The organism is Allorhizobium sp. GW101-3B10 (assembly GCF_059424725.1).
Genome location: NZ_JBWKZR010000001.1, coordinates 616,862 through 634,160, shown reverse-complemented (window position 1 = coordinate 634,160; position 17,299 = coordinate 616,862). Strand labels below are relative to the sequence as shown.

15 protein-coding genes are annotated in these 17,299 nt (G+C 64.6%); 8 read left to right on the top strand and 7 right to left on the bottom strand.

All coding sequences use genetic code 11. The features are described 5' to 3' along the window. Position 1 precedes the first annotated feature (1 nt). From tilS to glmM, 3 genes are all read left to right on the top strand, one after another. Positions 2-1,315 (top strand): tRNA lysidine(34) synthetase TilS, encoded by a 1,314-nt coding sequence (tilS, locus tag AC07Y0_RS02930; RefSeq protein ID WP_498674361.1) that lies wholly within the window; start codon positions 2-4, stop codon positions 1,313-1,315. A gap of 122 nt (positions 1,316-1,437) precedes the next feature. Further along, positions 1,438-3,375: an ATP-dependent zinc metalloprotease FtsH gene (gene ftsH, locus AC07Y0_RS02925; protein ID WP_498674359.1), complete on the top strand. Its 1,938-nt coding sequence runs from the start codon at positions 1,438-1,440 to the stop codon at positions 3,373-3,375. A gap of 220 nt (positions 3,376-3,595) precedes the next feature. Further along, positions 3,596-4,951 carry a phosphoglucosamine mutase gene (glmM, locus tag AC07Y0_RS02920; protein WP_498674357.1) on the top strand — a complete coding sequence of 452 codons (1,356 nt, stop codon included), beginning with the start codon at positions 3,596-3,598 and terminating at the stop codon, positions 4,949-4,951. A 96-nt stretch (positions 4,952-5,047) separates the two neighbouring features. Here glmM and AC07Y0_RS02915 read toward each other — a convergent pair whose 3' ends face one another. Both AC07Y0_RS02915 and AC07Y0_RS02910 read right to left on the bottom strand, forming a co-directional pair. Further along, the gene (locus tag AC07Y0_RS02915) at positions 5,048-5,440 is read right to left on the bottom strand and encodes a VOC family protein (RefSeq protein ID WP_498674356.1); all 393 of its coding nucleotides are present in this window, start codon (positions 5,438-5,440) and stop codon (positions 5,048-5,050) included. Positions 5,441-5,624: 184 nt separating this feature from the next. Next, positions 5,625-6,371 carry a YebC/PmpR family DNA-binding transcriptional regulator gene (locus tag AC07Y0_RS02910; RefSeq protein ID WP_498674355.1) on the bottom strand — a complete coding sequence of 249 codons (747 nt, stop codon included), beginning with the start codon at positions 6,369-6,371 and terminating at the stop codon, positions 5,625-5,627. Between the two features lie 194 nt (positions 6,372-6,565). On the opposite strand from AC07Y0_RS02910, the gene AC07Y0_RS02905 reads away from it, so the two are divergent. Beyond that, a complete protein-coding gene (locus AC07Y0_RS02905) occupies positions 6,566-7,069 on the top strand; it encodes a pyridoxamine 5'-phosphate oxidase family protein (protein WP_498674353.1) in 504 nt (167 codons plus the stop codon). 61 nt (positions 7,070-7,130) lie between these two features. On the opposite strand, the gene AC07Y0_RS02900 is transcribed toward AC07Y0_RS02905, so the two are convergent. Continuing rightward, on the bottom strand, positions 7,131-8,675 hold the full coding sequence (locus AC07Y0_RS02900; protein ID WP_498674352.1) for a flavin-containing monooxygenase: 1,545 nt from the start codon (positions 8,673-8,675) through the stop codon (positions 7,131-7,133). A 143-nt stretch (positions 8,676-8,818) separates the two neighbouring features. Here AC07Y0_RS02900 and AC07Y0_RS02895 point away from each other — a divergent pair, with 143 nt between their 5' ends. Both AC07Y0_RS02895 and AC07Y0_RS02890 read left to right on the top strand, forming a co-directional pair. Continuing rightward, a complete protein-coding gene (locus AC07Y0_RS02895) occupies positions 8,819-9,289 on the top strand; it encodes a pyridoxamine 5'-phosphate oxidase family protein (RefSeq protein ID WP_498674350.1) in 471 nt (156 codons plus the stop codon). After that, positions 9,286-10,614, top strand: a complete 1,329-nt coding sequence (locus AC07Y0_RS02890; protein ID WP_498674349.1) for a GAF domain-containing protein — start codon at positions 9,286-9,288, stop codon at positions 10,612-10,614. The genes AC07Y0_RS02895 and AC07Y0_RS02890 overlap by 4 nt, the downstream gene beginning before the upstream one ends. Before the next feature lie 27 nt (positions 10,615-10,641). Here AC07Y0_RS02890 and AC07Y0_RS02885 read toward each other — a convergent pair whose 3' ends face one another. The 3 genes from AC07Y0_RS02885 to AC07Y0_RS02875 form a co-directional block, all read right to left on the bottom strand. Further along, positions 10,642-11,472, bottom strand: coding sequence for an MBL fold metallo-hydrolase (locus AC07Y0_RS02885; protein ID WP_498674348.1), 831 nt, complete (start codon positions 11,470-11,472; stop codon positions 10,642-10,644). Between the two features lie 114 nt (positions 11,473-11,586). After that, the gene (locus tag AC07Y0_RS02880) at positions 11,587-12,411 is read right to left on the bottom strand and encodes a TIGR00282 family metallophosphoesterase (protein ID WP_498674346.1); all 825 of its coding nucleotides are present in this window, start codon (positions 12,409-12,411) and stop codon (positions 11,587-11,589) included. 19 nt (positions 12,412-12,430) lie between these two features. After that, complete coding sequence (locus AC07Y0_RS02875; protein WP_498674344.1) at positions 12,431-13,003, bottom strand: 5-formyltetrahydrofolate cyclo-ligase; 573 nt, start codon at positions 13,001-13,003, stop codon at positions 12,431-12,433. A gap of 176 nt (positions 13,004-13,179) precedes the next feature. Here AC07Y0_RS02875 and AC07Y0_RS02870 point away from each other — a divergent pair, with 176 nt between their 5' ends. Both AC07Y0_RS02870 and AC07Y0_RS02865 read left to right on the top strand, forming a co-directional pair. Continuing rightward, positions 13,180-15,201, top strand: a complete 2,022-nt coding sequence (locus AC07Y0_RS02870; protein WP_498674342.1) for a methyl-accepting chemotaxis protein — start codon at positions 13,180-13,182, stop codon at positions 15,199-15,201. A 167-nt stretch (positions 15,202-15,368) separates the two neighbouring features. Further along, positions 15,369-16,613, top strand: coding sequence for a class I SAM-dependent methyltransferase (locus tag AC07Y0_RS02865; RefSeq protein ID WP_498674341.1), 1,245 nt, complete (start codon positions 15,369-15,371; stop codon positions 16,611-16,613). Positions 16,614-16,622: 9 nt separating this feature from the next. Here the strand turns inward: AC07Y0_RS02865 and AC07Y0_RS02860 are convergent, their stop codons facing one another. Then, positions 16,623-17,264 (bottom strand): FMN-binding negative transcriptional regulator, encoded by a 642-nt coding sequence (locus AC07Y0_RS02860; protein WP_498674339.1) that lies wholly within the window; start codon positions 17,262-17,264, stop codon positions 16,623-16,625. Between the last annotated feature and the right edge of the window lie 35 nt (positions 17,265-17,299).

Here is a 17,299-nt window from a genome sequence, read left to right as displayed (position 1 = left end):
CGTGGACACGCCTTCCCCCGCCTCCCCTGAAGACGCCGCCCGCCGGCTCCTGATTTCCCTTCGCAATCCCACCCGCCTTCTCGTCGCCATCTCCGGCGGCAGCGATTCGACCGGCCTGCTGGTCGCTCTGAAGCGCGTGCTTGCCGATTCCGGCAGCCGCCACAGCCTTGTCGCAGCGACCGTCGACCATGCACTCCGCCCCGACTCGTCCGGCGAAGCCCAGGCTGTCGCCCAGCTCTGTGCTTCACTCGACATTCCCCACCGCATCATGACCTGGCATGGCGCCAAGCCCACCAGCGGCATTTCGGCGGCGGCCCGCGAAGCACGCTATCGTCTGCTCGCCGATGCGGCAGCCGATTTCGGGGCCACGGCGATCGTCACGGGCCATACGGCCGACGACCAGGACGAGACGATCGCCATGCGCGCCGCCCGCGCCGAGGACGACAATCTGGGACTCTCCGGCATGGCAGAGGCCATGCTGTACCATCGGCGCATCTGGGTGCTCAGACCCTTTCTTTCCGTGCGACGCGAGGCGATCCGCGACTATCTTTCCGCCACCGGCCTCGGCTGGATCGACGACCCGAGCAATGCCGACCGCCGCTATGAGCGCGTGCGCGTCCGGCAGGACCGCGACGCCGGCGCGAGACCGTCCGCAGACGAAGCCATCGAACGGCGCCGGCAGTTGTCGAAAGGTGCGGCCCTCATGATCGCGCGCTGCGCCATGCTCCATGCCGGTTGTCTCATTGCGCTCGCTCCCGACGCACTGAACGCCGAGCCGAAAATCCTGCGCCATGCACTGGCGACGCTCGTGGCAGTGGCCGGCGGACGGCCCCACCGGCCAAGCCCGGCGGCCATGGACAAGCTGATCCAACTCTTCGCGTCCGGATCGCCGGGCCGGATGACACTGGGACGCGCACTAGTGCAGTGCCGCCGCGACGGCGTCTATCTGCTACGCGAAATCCGCGATGTTTTGCCGCGTCCCGTGCCTGCGCATTCGAGCATCCTTTGGGACGGCCGCTACCGCATCACCAACAGCACCGACGAAGTCTTGCAGGTGGGGCCACACACGGAGCTGCTTCCACCGTCTGAAATCCGCGGGCTGCCGCCTTCGATGCAACGCCACATGGCCCGGATTTCCCCGCAGATCAGGGCGCACGGGGAGACGGAAGCGGGCGCCGACGAGGCTTCGGCCCACGCCACGGTCGAGCCCGCCTTCCCGCTGTTCGACCGCTTCCTCGCGGAAACCGATCTTCCGCTCGCCGATGCGGTCGCCCGCCTCTTTGGACGGAAGGCCTATTTGCCGCCTCCGGCTTAAGCGGTTATTGACGGAAAACGCACTCATACCGCCGCTTTGCCTTGGCAAGGCCCCAGTGCGATCCTATGTTAGTCGACAATCAGGCGGGCTCTTCAGCGCGCAACACATGTTCGGGGAGTTCGATGAACCCAAATTTTCGGAATTTCGCGCTATGGGCGATCATAGCCCTGTTGCTGATCGCCTTGTTCAGCATGTTCCAGACGTCGCCGTCACAGACCAGTTCGCGCGAAATCCCCTATTCGCAGTTTCTCCGCGAAGTGGATGCGGGCCGCGTTCGTGACGTAACCGTCACCGGCAATCGCGTGCTCGGCACCTATGTCGAGAACGGCACCGCCTTTCAGACCTATTCCCCCGTCGTCGATGGCAGCCTGCTGGACAAGCTGCAGTCGAAGAACGTGATGATCGTCGCTCGCCCCGAGACCGACGGTTCCTCCGGTTTCCTGAGCTATATCGGCACTCTCCTGCCCATGCTGCTGATCCTCGGCGTCTGGCTGTTCTTCATGCGGCAGATGCAGGGCGGCGGCCGTGGCGGCGCCATGGGCTTCGGCAAGTCCAAGGCCAAGCTTCTGACCGAAGCGCATGGCCGCGTGACGTTCGAAGACGTCGCCGGCGTGGACGAAGCCAAGCAGGACCTCGAGGAAATCGTCGAATTCCTGCGCGATCCGCAGAAGTTCCAGCGCCTCGGCGGCAAGATCCCGCGCGGCGTGCTGCTGGTCGGCCCTCCGGGCACCGGCAAGACGCTGCTCGCCCGCTCGGTTGCCGGCGAAGCCAACGTGCCCTTCTTCACCATTTCCGGTTCGGACTTCGTCGAAATGTTCGTCGGCGTCGGCGCCAGCCGCGTGCGCGACATGTTCGAGCAGGCCAAGAAGAACGCGCCCTGCATCATCTTCATCGACGAAATCGACGCCGTCGGTCGCCATCGTGGCGCCGGTCTCGGTGGCGGTAACGACGAGCGCGAACAGACCCTCAACCAGCTGCTGGTCGAGATGGACGGTTTCGAAGCCAATGAAGGCGTCATCCTGATCGCTGCGACCAACCGTCCCGATGTTCTCGACCCGGCGCTGATGCGTCCCGGCCGTTTCGACCGCCAGGTCGTCGTGCCGAACCCCGACATCGTCGGCCGCGAGCGCATCCTCAAGGTCCATGCCCGTAACGTCCCGCTCGCTCCGAACGTCGACCTCAAGGTCCTCGCCCGTGGTACGCCCGGCTTCTCCGGTGCGGATCTGATGAACCTCGTCAACGAAGCTGCCCTGATGGCCGCCCGCCGCAACAAGCGCGTCGTCACCATGGCCGAGTTCGAAGACGCCAAGGACAAGATCATGATGGGTGCGGAGCGCCGCTCCTCCGCCATGACCGAAGCCGAAAAGAAACTGACCGCCTATCACGAAGCCGGCCATGCGATCACCGCGCTCAACGTGCCGGTCGCCGACCCGCTGCACAAGGCAACCATCATTCCGCGCGGCCGTGCGCTCGGCATGGTCATGCAGCTGCCCGAGGGCGACCGCTACTCGATGAGCTACAAGTGGATGGTGTCGCGCCTGATCATCATGATGGGCGGCCGCGTTGCCGAGGAACTCACCTTCGGCAAGGAGAACATCACGTCGGGCGCCTCCTCCGACATCGAGCAGGCGACCAAGCTTGCCCGGGCCATGGTCACCCAGTGGGGCTTCTCCGACGTGCTCGGCCAGGTCGCCTATGGCGAGAACCAGCAGGAGGTGTTCCTCGGCCATTCGGTTTCGCAGACCAAGAACGTCTCGGAATCGACTGCCCAGAAGATCGATACCGAAGTGCGTCGCCTGATCGACGAGGCCTATACCGAGGCCCGCCGCATCCTGACCGAAAAGCACGACGACTTCGTCACCATGGCGGAAGGCCTGCTGGAATACGAAACGCTCTCGGGCGAAGAGATCAAGGCGCTTCTGCGCGGCGAAAAGCCGGCGCGCGACATGGGCGACGAAGGTCCGTCCGGACGCGGCTCGGCGGTTCCCTCCACCGGAACCAAGAAGGACGCGCCGAAGGGCGGCGAGCCTGAAAGCGGCCTCGAGCCCCAGCCGCACTGAAGTCGGCGGATAGAATGCAAAGGCCACCCTCCGGCTTCGGAGGGTGGCCTTTTACTTTTCACTCACAAGATGTAAGCGCTGTTGACGCTAATTGACGTGCTCTCCGCCGCGTTTTGTGGCAAGAGCACGCGCATTGGCGTAGCCGGCGCTTGGCCGGTCGGGAATCCAGCGCCTTTCGCCAGCGCCTCGTGACGCCGGCTCGATCATTGCAGGAGAACAGATGACTCGTCGCTATTTCGGCACGGACGGCATTCGCGGCCAGTCCAACAAGTTTCCGATGACCCCCGACCTCGCCATGCGGGTCGGGATTGCGGTCGGCACGATCTTCCGTCGCGGCCACCATCGCCACCGCGTGGTGATCGGCAAGGACACGCGCCTCTCGGGCTACATGCTGGAAAACGCGCTGGTGGCCGGCTTCACCGCCGCGGGCCTCGACGTCTTCCTGCTCGGGCCGATCCCGACGCCCGCCGTCGCCATGCTGACGCGCTCGCTGCGCGCCGATATCGGCGTGATGATCTCCGCCTCGCACAATCCCTTCGCCGACAACGGTATCAAGCTGTTCGGTCCGGACGGCTACAAGCTTTCGGACGAGATCGAGCACCAGATCGAGGCGCTGCTCGACGACGACATCTACGCGCAGCTGGCGCCCGCCCATGAGATCGGCCGGGCCAAGCGCGTCGAGGGCGACATCTATCGCTATATCGAGTTCGTCAAGCGCACGCTGCCCCGCGACGTCACCCTGCATGGCCTGCGCGTCGCCATAGACTGCGCCAACGGTGCCGCCTACAAGGTCGCGCCGCTGGCGCTATGGGAGCTCGGCGCCGACGTCGTCACCATCGGCAATGAGCCGAACGGCACCAATATCAACCTCGAATGCGGCTCCACCCATCCCTCGGCCCTGCAGAAAAAGGTGCATGAAGTGCGCGCCGATATCGGCATCGCCCTCGACGGCGACGCCGACCGCGTCATCATCGTCGACGAGAACGGCACCATCGTCGATGGCGACCAGCTGATGGCGGCAATCGCCGAAACCTGGGCGCAGGACCAGACGCTGAAGGGCGACGGCATCGTCGCCACCGTCATGTCCAATCTCGGCCTCGAACGCTTCCTCTCGGATAAGGGCCTCACGCTCGCCCGCACCAAGGTCGGCGACCGCTATGTCGTCGAGCACATGCGCCAGCACAATTTCAACGTCGGCGGCGAGCAGTCGGGACATATCGTCCTGTCCGATTTCGGCACCACCGGCGATGGCCTGGTCGCAGCGCTGCAGATCCTCGCCTGCGTCAAGCGCACCGGCAAGACGGTGAGCGAGATCTGCCACCGCTTCGAGCCCGTGCCGCAGCTCTTGCGCAATGTCCGCTTCTCCGGCGGCAAGCCCTTGGAAAACGCGACCGTCAAGCAGGCGATCGCCGACGCCGAGAGCGAACTGTCGAGGAACGGCCGGCTGGTCATCCGCCCGTCGGGCACCGAACCGCTGATCCGCGTCATGGCCGAGGGCGACGACCGCGAGCAGGTGGAACGCATCGTCAACGAGCTGGTGAGCGTGATCGGCAGCGTGCGCGGCGAGGCCGCCTGAGCACATCGACGAAGACACGAAAAGATGGCCGGCGGGTCTGACACCTGCCGGCCGATTTCTCTGTGACGAATATGCTGTGCGAAGCTTTGGGCCGACTTACCGCGGCCGGTAGACGGCGCAAAGCTTGTTGCCGTCGGGATCGCGCACATAGGCGAGATACATGGTCCCGAGACCGGACGTCCGCGGCCCGGGTGCGTCCTCGATCGAAGTGCCACCCAGCTCGACCGCGACATCGTGGAACTGCTGAACCTGTTCAGGTGAGTCGCACTTGAAGCCGATCGTGCCGCCATTGGCAAAGGTCGCGGGCTCGCCATTGATCGGCTCGCTGACGCCGAACGAATTGCCGTCATGCCGATAGAACAGCCGAACCTGGCCACCGGCCGCGACGTTGCGCAGCGCTTCGCCGGTACCGAGCACACCCAGGACCGCATCGTAGAAACGCTTGGACCGCTCGATATCGTTGGAACCAACCATGATGTGATTAAACATTGCCTGTCTCCCTTTATGGACGCCACACGCCCGCCGCCGGCAAGGCCGGTGTGAATGCACTTGAAAAACGCGGGGCTTTCCGCATGGCCAGCCGACCCCTCCCCCGATGCGATCAGCGGCCGGCTCCAAAAAACAACCGGCCGAGCATGGCCCGTCCGGCTGCAAAACTGAAAACTCGGAAAGATCAGGCCGAAAGCTTGGCCATGACTTCGTCGGAGACTTCGAAGTTCGAATAGACGTTCTGCACGTCGTCGTCGTCTTCCAGCGTGTCGATCAGCTTCATCAGCGACCGTGCCTTTTCCTCGTCGACCTCGATCGTGTTCTGCGGCTTCCAGATCGCCTTGACGCTTTCCGCCGCACCGAGCACCTCTTCGAGCGCCTTGGACACTTCGTTCATGTCCTCGAAGGCGCAATAGATCGTGTGGCCGTCCTCGTCGCTGGTGACGTCTTCGGCACCGGCCTCGATCGCCGCTTCCATGACCTTGTCGGCATCGCCGACCGAGGCCTTGTAGGTAATCTCGCCGACGTGATCGAAGGAGAAGGACACCGAGCCGGTTTCGCCCAGCGCGCCGCCGGCCTTGGTGAAGGTCGAACGGACGGTGGATGCGGTGCGATTGCGGTTGTCGGTCAGCGTCTCGACGATGACGGCGATGCCGCCCGGACCGTAACCCTCGTACCGGATCGCGTCATAGCTCTCGGCGTCGGCGCCCGACGCCTTCTTGATCGCACGGTCGATATTGTCCTTCGGCATCGACTGGGCCTTGGCGTTCTGCACGGCCAGGCGAAGGGCGGCGTTCATGCTCGGGTCGGGCAGGCCCATCTTGGCCGCAACCGTGATTTCGCGCGCGAGCTTGGAAAACATCTTGGAACGAATACCGTCCTGTTTTCCCTTGCGATGCATGATGTTCTTAAACTGTGAATGGCCAGCCATGGCACCCCTGATCAGGTCTATTTGTGAGGAATGGCGCCTTATACGAGCGAAACCGGCCCTGTTCAAGGGGAAGCCGGAGATTCGCCAACCGTCCTAGCTCCCATCTGGATCCGTGCCGGCAGCGCTTTTGCTGGAACAACTTCGCCGCCCCGTCGTTTCCACTGCCGACACCCGTCAACAACAGGAGATGGTTCATGGCAAGCTTCAGCGAAGCGCGCGAAACCCCGGTCGAGCAGCTGTGGGAGGAGATCGACGATATCCATGCCGGCATGCTCGGGCTCGAAGGCAGCCACATGCACATGCAGCCCATGGCTCCCTTCGCCGATCCGAAGACCAATACGATCTGGTTCTTCGCCAAGACGGATTCGCATCTGGTGCAGGCGCTGAAACCCGGCAGCCGCGCGCATTTCTGCGTCGTCGGCAAGGACCACGACTATCACGCCTGCCTTGGCGGTACGCTCGCGGAACGCAAGGATCCGACCAAGGTCGAGGAATACTGGAGCTCGATCGTCGAAGCCTGGTATGACGGCGGCAGGGACGACCCCAAGCTCACCATGATGGCCCTGAAGCTCGACGACGGCAAGATCTGGGCTTCGACCGGCAATCCTCTGAAATTCGGCTGGGAGATCGCCAGGGCCAATCTGAACGACGACCGGGAACCGGATATCGGCGTCCACCGCCGCATCTCCTTCGGCTGAATCTTCGAAATCCCAAACGACAAACGCCCGGCCAGTGAGCCGGGCGTTCTTGTTTGGGCGATCAGGCGGCCGACGTGGCGGCCTGCCGACCGATCATCGCGCAGATTCCGTGTTCTTCGGCTGTGAACTCGGACCCGATGATCGCGCCGAACGCCGTCGCCGCCTGGTGGCTGCGCGCCGCGGCATCACCAAAGGCGTCGGGGCCGGCCAGCCGGAACGAGACGGCCGACAACGGACCGAACAGAAGCGCCCGTTCCAAATCCGGCCATTCGGCCGGGTCCGGCTCGACCCCGGCATGGACGGCAAACATCAGCGCCGCCGCATTCATTGGCATGCTCGGGGGGCCGGCCCGCATCGCCTTGCTGCGCGCCACCCCTTCGCGCATCTCCGCCTGCGACGGCATCGGCCGCAGGCCGGCGAAGCAATAGCTGATCCATCGGGCCTGAAGTTCGAGCACGGGAAGATAGGGACCGACGAGATCGTAGAGGCCCAGGAAGGCGAGCCCCGGCAGATCCGGATGAAAGCTGTGATCGTGCAGGTCCAGATGGGTGTCGTCCAGATCGACCGCCTTGGCGATATCGGCTCCGAGCCACGGCATGGAGAGGCGATAGCCGGTGCCGAAGACGATGCCGTCCGCATCGAAGGCGGAGCCGTCGTCGAACAACACCCTGCCGCCTTCGATCCTGCGGATCCAGGGCGCGACCGTGATGCGGCCTTCGGCGACGGCCGGCAGGAAATGATGCGACTGGGTAATACCGGCCGCGAAGATATTCTCGTCCGGGGCCGGCGCGCCGAACTGCGCCGGATTGCCCGCAACGCTCAGCACCTTCGCCTTCAACCCGGCCGCCAGCGCCTCCGGCGGCGCCACCGCCCCCAGCAACGCCGAGGCACGATTGAACATCACATGCTCGGTCGGCACGCCGGCAATCAGCTTCGGCAGGACATAACGCTGGCGACGGTTGGCCACCACCACCTTGGCAGCGCCGCCATAGGCAAGCTCCGAGGCGATCTCCAGCGCACTGATCGAACAGCCGGCGACCAGAACCCTGCGGCCACGATAGCGTTCGACACCGTTATACTGGGCCGCATGCACCGCGCCCAGGCTGCCGCTGAAAGTGTCGAGGCCGGGGATCTCTGGGATTTGCGGCGTGCGGTGGCGGCCACTGGCGACGATCACCCGCTTGAACACGTCTTCGCGAATCCGTCCGCCCGCGACCGAGCGCACGAGCCAGCCGCCCTCCGGCGCGCGCTCAAGCGCCTCGATGCGGGTGGAGAGCCGCAGATGCGGCAGAAGGCCAGCGGTGAAGGCGTAGCGCTCCAGATAGTCGAGCATGTCCTCCTGGCTCGGGTAGACCGGCGTGCCGGGCGCATGGTCGAGATCGGAGAAGGCAGTCATCACCCGGCTGGTATTGGTGCGCATGCCCGGCCACGTTGCGCTCGACGCCGAGGCCGAGTTCCACTGGCCGCCGACCCGGGCCGCGGCCTCGAAGATCACCGGCTCGAACCCGTGGGCGCGCAGCCACCGACCCGCGGCCAGGCCACCCGGACCGGCGCCGATGATCGCTACCGAATTCTCCGGCATGATGCTTGTCTGTTTCTCTTGCATGGATTTGCTCCTTGGGCTGTGATGGAGCGTGGCTATAGGCGCTTGCGATACGCACGTTTCCTAAAAGCTTCCTAAGTCGCGGATCGCCTATCCTAAAACCTGCCTAACTGCGATATGGATCGGTCCCCCTCACGGAGAACACCATGCTGGATGCAGAGCTTGCGGCTTTCATCGAGAGCCCGGTCATGCAGATTGTCGGGACGGCGGACGCCACGCGGCGGCCCGGGATCGCGCGCGGCGTCGGCGCTTGGCGTGCAAGAGACCCGGACACCATCGACCTCGTGCTCTCGGCCTGGCAATGGCCGGAAACGGTTGCCAACATCGAGGCGAACGGCCGCATCGCGGTGACGTTTTCCCGTCCTTCCGACTACGTCACCTACCAGATCAAGGGGACGGCGACCCTCAGGCCGGCCGATGACGGGGAGATCGAGCGATCTGCCGGCTACATGGTCGCGATCGTGTCGACACTGATGCGAAACGGCCTCTTGCCGGAGATCATCGCCCCGTGGCTCACCGCCCGAGATGTCGTGGTCGCCACCATCAGGATATCGTCGGTCTATGTGCAGACGCCCGGGGCGCAGGCCGGCACGAAGCGCGCGAGTATTGGCCGATGACGTGGTCGCTCGTCGAACTCGAAGCCTGTTTCGAAGGCGTCATTCCGTCGATCATCTCGACGGCCGATGCCGACGGCATTCCCAACATCTCCTATCTCTCCCAGGTGGTGATCGTCGATGACGATCACGTCGCCCTGTCCAACCAGTTCTTCGCCAAGACCGCCGCCAATATCCGGCTCAATCCGCAGGCCACCCTTCTCGTCGTCGATGGGCACAACGGCGCCCAGTTTCGACTCGACCTCCGATTTGCCTATTCCATGGAAAGCGGCCCCCTGTTCGAGAGACTGGCCCTTCAGGTCGAGGCCAGCAGCGCCCAGGCCGGCATGGCCGACGTCATGCGGTTGCGCCATGTGGATGTCTTCCGGGTTCTCGACATCGTCGACACGCCCTCCCCGACGGCCACACCGGCCAGACGCAGGCCGGAGAGGAACCGCCTCGACGCCACGCGCCACATCGTCGAAAGGATCGCCGCCGAAACGGATGCCGACGGAATCGTCGATGCGACGCTCGGCGGGATCCGCGACGGTCTGGGGTTCCACCATGGCCTGTTCCTGCACTGCTACGCGGACAAGGGCCAGGTCGTGGCGATCGGCAGCACCGGCTACACACCATCCGGCATCGGCGCGGAGGTTCCGCTCGGCGAGGGCCTGATCGGCGCAGCTGCCGAGAGCGGCAAGACGGTCAAGGTCAGCGACCTGAGCCGCATCCGCCGTTTCGGTTCGGCGATCCGCGCGACCACGCCCGACGAAAACCGGACCCGCTCTATTCCCCTGCCCGGCATGGCCGAGGCGATGAGCCAGATTGCCGTGCCGCTGCTGGTGCAGGATGGGGCCGAGGGCGTGCTGTTCTTCGAGAGCGCCGAGAGACTCGCCTTCGGCCGCGACGACGAGGCGGCGCTCGCCATCATCGCCCGCCAGGCGGCGACATCACTGGCGCTCTGCGAACGGCTGTCGCTCGAGGGCGAGAGCGCAGGCCATCGCCCTTCCGGCGCACCGGCCGGCGAAACCCTCATCGACGTCGTCCATCACCGTTTCGACGACAGCGTCTTCGTCAACGGCGACTACGTCATCAAGGGCGTCGCGGGGCGGCTGCTGGTCTTCATGATGGAGCAGAGCCAGGCGAACGGACGCCGGGAATTTTCCAATCGCGAGATCCGGCTGGATGCCACCCTTCGGCTGCCGGACTTCAAGGACAATCTCGAGACCCGCCTGCTGCTCCTGCGAAGAAGGCTTGAGGAAAAGAGCCTTCCGGTCCGCCTGATCCGCCTCGGGCGCGGCAAGATCGGGCTGGAGATCGACGGGAATCTGCGCCTGACACGCCAGTGAGCAAGCGCACATGGCCTGCGCCGCAGATCAGACCCCGCTCAGCACCAGGATCAGCGGCTTTCGCGGCAGGCTGCGCACCGAGACGCTGATCGTGGCGGTGTCGGCAATCTTCCAGTCGAAGCTCGGATCGAACATGGCCAGGAAGGTCTCGATCGGCGGCCCGCGGCGATGCATCGGCAGGATCAGCGCCGAGCGCAGGCGCTTGATGGTATTGCTCATGCTCTGCGCACCCATGGTCAGACCGCCGTCAACCGGCACCATGACGACGTCCAGCCGTCCGATCTCGGCGAAATGCGCGTCGGTCAGTTCGTGGTGCAGATAGCCGAGATGGCCGATGCACAGGCCCGCCACCTCGAAGATGAAGATCGAATTGCCGTTGGGCTCGAACGCCCCGCCCCAACTGCGGATATCGGTCGGCACATTGCGGATATAGGCGTCGCCGATCACGATGCGGTGCTCCGCCTTCTCGCCCGGCCGCGCGTCGTTCCACCCGTGCAACACGGTGGCAATGCCCGGATCGGGCATCAGCGTATAATGATTTGAATGGGCCTTGTTCATCGTCACCACGTCCGGAAGCTGCGCGGTGCGGAGCCAGCCGTTGAAATCGGTGGCGATCGAGATCCCGCCCGGCGTTTCGATCTGGAAGGTCGAATGGCCGAGAAAGCGGATCGTCACCTCCGCGTCGAGGGCCGCGAATTGCGGCCGCAGCGGCTCGGGCTTGAAGGCGGCAAAGGTGGCGGATGGAAGCTCCCCCGCGACCAGCTGACACTGGCTGACCGGCGGCCGATCAGTCTCGGCGACGGCGAACGTCGCAGGAACCGTCATGGCGCAAAGCGAAAGGAACAGTCTCAGCAGCATCGGCCGCTCCCGTACCTCGTTCGGACGGAGAAAGCATGCGGCAGAGCAAAGGCCGGGTAAAGCCGCGAGCCAAGCCCGCGGCCTCACAATGGCGTTACCGGGGCCCCCGTGACGTCAGCGCCAGAAATCCGGAAGAGCCTCGGCAAGCCGCGGACCGAGGCGCAGCGGCGCGATCTTTTCGGCCAGGCCGGTGCGGTCGGAAATTTCCACGCCGACGCCGCAGATTGTCGCCGGACCATGCGCCGCCTCGAAACGGCCCTTCGGCATCTTGGAAATGAACCGGTTCAGTGGCTCTTCCTTCTCCATGCCGAGCGAGGAATCATAGTCGCCGCACATGCCGGCATCCGACATGTAGGCGGTGCCGCCGTTGAGGATCTGGTGGTCGGCGGTCGGCACATGGGTGTGGGTGCCGACGACGAAGCTGGCGCGACCGTCGACGAAATGGCCGAAGCACTGCTTCTCGCTGGTCGCTTCGGCATGGAAGTCGAAGATGATCGCGTCGGCCTGTTCCTTCAGCGGGCAGGCTGCCAGGATCGTCTCGGCCGATTTGAAGGGGTCGTCGAGTTCGGGGTGCATGAACACTCGGCCCATGATGTTGGCAACCAGGATTCGCGCACCATTGCGGGCGTAGAAGATGCCCGAACCCTTGCCCGGCGTGCCGGCCGGATAGTTGGCCGGGCGCAGGAACTGGTCATGCCGCTCGCAGAAGGAAACGGCTTCCTTCTGGTCCCAGACGTGGTTGCCAGTGGTCACCACGTCGGCACCGGCATTGATCGTCTCGAGATAGATGTCCTCGGTGATGCCGAATCCGCCGGCGGCGTTCTCGCCGTTGACGATGACGAAATCCAGCTTCAGGTCGGAGATCAGGCCGGGCAGACGCTCCCACACCGCGGTACGCCCCGTCTTGCCAACCATGTCTCCGAGAAAAAGAAGCCGCATTCCACCTGTCCAATCGCCTTCAGAATGTTCTGAACCCGCTTTCGGTCAGTATGGCCTGCAGCCGGACGTCGTGCGGTTCTGCCGGCACTTCTGCCACCTCCTGGCAGTCGAATGCAATGCCGATAAGCCTGGGATCCCTGCCTTTTTGCAGCAATCGGGCGATCGCACGGTCATAGTGACCCGCACCATAGCCGATGCGGTTACCCAGGGCGTCGAAGGCGGAGAGCGGCACGAGCAGGATCTCGGGGTCGAGGACGGCCGCATCCGGACCCGGCCCACAGGTTCCAAAGCCCGTATCGACGAGTTCCGCACCGGTCACCAGTTCGCGAAAGACGATGGTCATCCTGTCCTGCACGATCGGCAGGCAGAGCCGCGCACCGCGCGCCTTCAGCCGCGCCATCAGCGGACGGATATCGGCCTCCGAGCGGATCGGCAGGAAACCGGAGATGATCGTCCCCGGCTCGAATTCGAAAACGTCGCCGCCGTGGTCTGCCATGCGGACGCTGAACTCGGTGCGGGTTTCCGCCGGAAGCCGATCCCGGGCTGCCAGTCGTTCATTCCGCATTTGGGCCTTGAGGTCTTTGATGTTCATGCGCGCCATGTCCCCGAAATCGGCGGGACGATAGCCGAGATGGCCGGCGTTTCAAAGCCGGCAGGAAAGCAACCGATTCCGCAGGGCAAAATATGCTGCACAGCCGCAGATCGGGAAAGTCAGAATTAACATTTATCAAATAAAACTGAAGGCAAACCACCAAAGGATTTTGACGCATGAAGATATTCTCACGCTTCGGTCTGGTCGGAACCGTCACCGCCATGACGATCCTGATCCTGATGGCTTCGCTCGGCGCGGTGTCCTGGGTGATCTCCGGGAGCATCGCCGCCCGCATCGGTGAACAGGCGATCGCCGGCCAGAATACCAGCCTGAGGACAGCGGCGACCATCGTCGAGCGCGATCTGCCCGGCACCGTGGTGACCTGGGGCAAGGACGGCAATGTGGAGCGCATCGTCACCGCGGCCATCCCGCAGGAATTTGCCGCGCACGACATGATCGACAGCATCGGCCGCATGACCGGACAGACCGCGACGATCTTCGCCTGGGACGGTGAGACCAAGGACTTCTGGCGTCGAACCACCAACATCATCAAGCCGGACGGCAAGCGCGCCGTCGGTACCGCGCTCGGTCAGACCGGCGCCGTCTATCCGGTCGTCACCAAGGGCCAGACCTATCGCGGCGAAGCGGTCATCCTCGACATTCCCTACTATACGATCTACCAGCCGATCTTCTCGCCGGCGGGCGACGTCATCGGCATACTCTATGCCGGCGTGCGCGCTGCCGAGATCGACAACATGGCCAATCAGATGGCGTGGGCGATCGGTCTCACGGCACTGGTCGTGCTGCTCGTCGCAACGGCCCTCGTGGTCCTGGCCGCACGGCGCATCATGGGTCCGCTGCCGCAGCTGACCTCGGTCGCCGACGCCATGGCTTCGGGCCGGCTTGATGCCACGGTGCCGCACAAGGAACTGCGCAACGAGATCGGCGCCCTCGCCCGCGCCCTCGACGTCTTCCGCGGCAGCGCCTTGCAGAAGATCGAACTCGAACGTCAGGCCGCCGACAACGCGACGCTCGGCGAGCAGGAACGCAACGAGCGCGAGGCCGCCAAGGCGCGCGAGGCGCTGGCGGTCCAGCAGGCCGTCGACGCGCTTGCGGGCGGACTGCATCGCCTCAGCGAAGGAGACCTCACCGTCCGCCTCGAACAGACCTTCGAGGGAGGCCTCGACCGGCTGCGCAACGACTTCAACCACTCCGTCGAAAAGCTCAACGGCACGCTCGCCCAGTTGCGCGCCGAAACGCACGGCATCGAGGCAAGCTCCGGCGAAATGCGCTCCGCAAGCGAGGATCTGTCGAAGCGCACCGAGCAGCAGGCCGCCTCGGTCGAAGAGACCTCTGCCGCACTCGACCAGATCACGGCAACCGTCCGCAGCGCCTCCGCCAAGGCCGACGAGGCCGCCACCCTGACGAAGTCGACACGCCAGAGCACGGAAACCTCGGGCCATGTCGTCTCGCAGGCGATCGATGCCATGGGCCGGATCGAAGCCGCGTCGGCGGAGATCTCGAAGATCATCAACGTCATCGACGAAATCGCCTTCCAGACCAACCTCCTGGCGCTCAACGCCGGTGTCGAGGCGGCCCGTGCCGGTGAAGCCGGCAAGGGCTTTGCCGTCGTCGCCCAGGAAGTCAGGGAGTTGGCCCAGCGCTCGGCCAATGCGGCAAAGGACATCAAGGCGCTGATCACCAAGTCGGGCGACGAGGTCGCCGGCGGCGTGTCGCTGGTGCGCAAGACCGGCACTGCGCTTGGCGACATCGCCCAGCAGGTGGCGCAGATCAACGACTACATCGCGGCGATCGCCACGGCGGCGCGCGAACAGTCGGTCGGGCTGCAGGAAATCAACACCTCGATGAACCAGATGGACCAGTTCACCCAGAAGAACGCGGCGATGGTCGAGGAAACCACCGCCGTGACCCATCGCCTCGCCGACAGCGCCACGGCCCTTTCGAGCCTCGTCGGCCAGTTCCGCACCACCGTTGCGGACGCCGCACCGGCCGTTCGGTCACCGAGACCTGCCGCACGCCCGGCCGTTCATTCGGCACCGGCCGCACCCCGGCCGGCCGGTCCCGGTGCGCGGGCCGTCTCGTCGCCGGCGCGCGGCACGGTCGGCACTTTGGCCAAGGCCTTTTCGTCCGGCGGCGCGACCGCGGCAGCGGCGGCATCGGACTGGGAAGAGTTCTGATCGACCACGGTGCGCCAAGAGCGAAACCATGCAACGCCGACGCCTCCCTTGGGATGCGTCGGCGTCCTGCTTTCGACGCGCAGAACCAAGCCTGAATTTTGCAGGTGCGGTGCTGCGCTTTTTCGCTAACATGGCGGCCTGATCGGTGAAACCGCCATGAGGTGCGCATGTTTCTGCTGTCGCATATGCTCAAATCCTTCATCCGCAAGGGCCAGTTGACCGTCATCGATGCCGAGGGAAAGCGGCATGTCTTCGGTGGACGCGAGCCCGGCCCGCAGGTCACCATGCGGCTGACGGATCCGAAGCTCTACCGCTCGCTGGTGTTCAAGGCGGAACTGGTGGCCGGCGAGGCCTATATGGACGGCACCATGCGCTTCGAGGAAGGCTCGAGCCTGCGCGACTTCCTGATGCTGTTCTCGGTGAACCGCCTGTCGCTCGGTTCCTATCCGATCCAGAAGATCCTGCGCGCCGTCAAGATGCGCTTCCGCAAGAGCCTGCAATCGAACCGCAAGGGCGAGGCCCAGCGCAACGTCGCCCACCACTACGACCTCGGCAACGACTTCTACAAACTCTTCCTCGACGACAACATGCTCTATTCCTGCGCCTATTTCCGCGAGGAGGGCGAGACGCTGGAACAGGCGCAGCGCAACAAGCTGAGGCTGCTGGCGGCCAAGCTCAACCTGAAGCCCGGGATGAAGGTGCTCGACATCGGCTGCGGCTGGGGCGATCTCGCGCTCTACCTCGCCCAGCTGGAGGACGTCTCGGTGGTCGGCGTGACGCTGTCGAAGGAGCAGCACGCGCTTGCGACCAAACGCGCGGAAGAGGCCGGCCTTGCCGGCCGCGTGCGGTTCGAGCTCAAGGACTACCGCGATGTCGCAGAAACCTTCGACCGCATCGTCTCGGTCGGCATGTTCGAGCATGTCGGCGTGCAGCACTACGACGAGTTCTTCAAAAAGCTGAACGCGCTGATGCCGGACGACGGCGTCGCCGTGATCCACTCGATCGGCCATATGAGCCCGCCGGGCATGACCAGCCCCTGGCTGCGCAAATACATCTTCCCCGGCGGCTATTCCCCGGCGCTGTCGGAAGTGGTTTCCGTCACCGAGCAGAACAGCCTGTGGGTCACCGACATCGAGGTCCTGCGCCTGCACTACGCGATGACGCTCACGCATTGGTGTAATCGCTTCGAGGCCAACCGCGACAAGGTGGTGGCCATGTATGACGAGCGTTTCGCCCGCATGTGGGAATTCTATCTGATCAGTTGCGAGATGATGTTCCGCGCCGGCAGCCAGATGGTCTTCCACCTGCAGCTGTCGCGCAAGCGCGATGCGGCGCCGATCGTGCGGGACTACGTGACCGACAGGCAGCGCGCCTATATCGAACGTGAGAAGGAATTGGGTATCACCGTCTGAGGTAGGAGATTAGTCGAGCCCGCCATAGGTCTTGACCAGTTCGGCCATCGCGCCTGCCTCGGCGGTCCCCGTACCCCTTAGGCCTTCCGCGACGCCCCGGCGGTCGGGCTCGCCACGGTTCTGGCTGACCTTCCACTTGCCATCGATCGCGGTGATCTCGACCTCGATGCCGACGATGCCCTTCAATTGCGCGGTGATGAACTCGTCGGGCGCATCGCCGACGGCCCAGGGTATCATGCGCTTGCTCTCATGGCCGTCGGTCAGCCTGTCCACCTGCGCCCGGATCCACTGGCTGTCCTCGATCACCCGCACCCTGCCTCTAACCTGGACGATGGCGTAGTTCCAGGTGGGCACGACCTTGCCGGTCTCGCGCTTGGTCTCGTACCAGGATGGCGTGATGTAGTGTTCGGCGCCCTGGAAGACGATCAGCGCCTCCGCGCCCTTGGCCAGTGCCCGCCATTGCGGATTGGCCCTGGCCATATGCGCCTGCAGCGTGCCCAGCCCATGGCTCTCCTTCGCCAGCCGGAAGGGGATCGGATTGGCCATCAGCCCGTCCTCGCCGGACGAAATCAGCAGTCCGAGCGGATGGCTCCGGATGAGGGCATGCTGGACGTCGAGGCGTTCCTCGCGAAAATGGGGTGGCTGGTACATGGAAAGCGTCGGTCCTCAAATGCCTATGGTTCGCT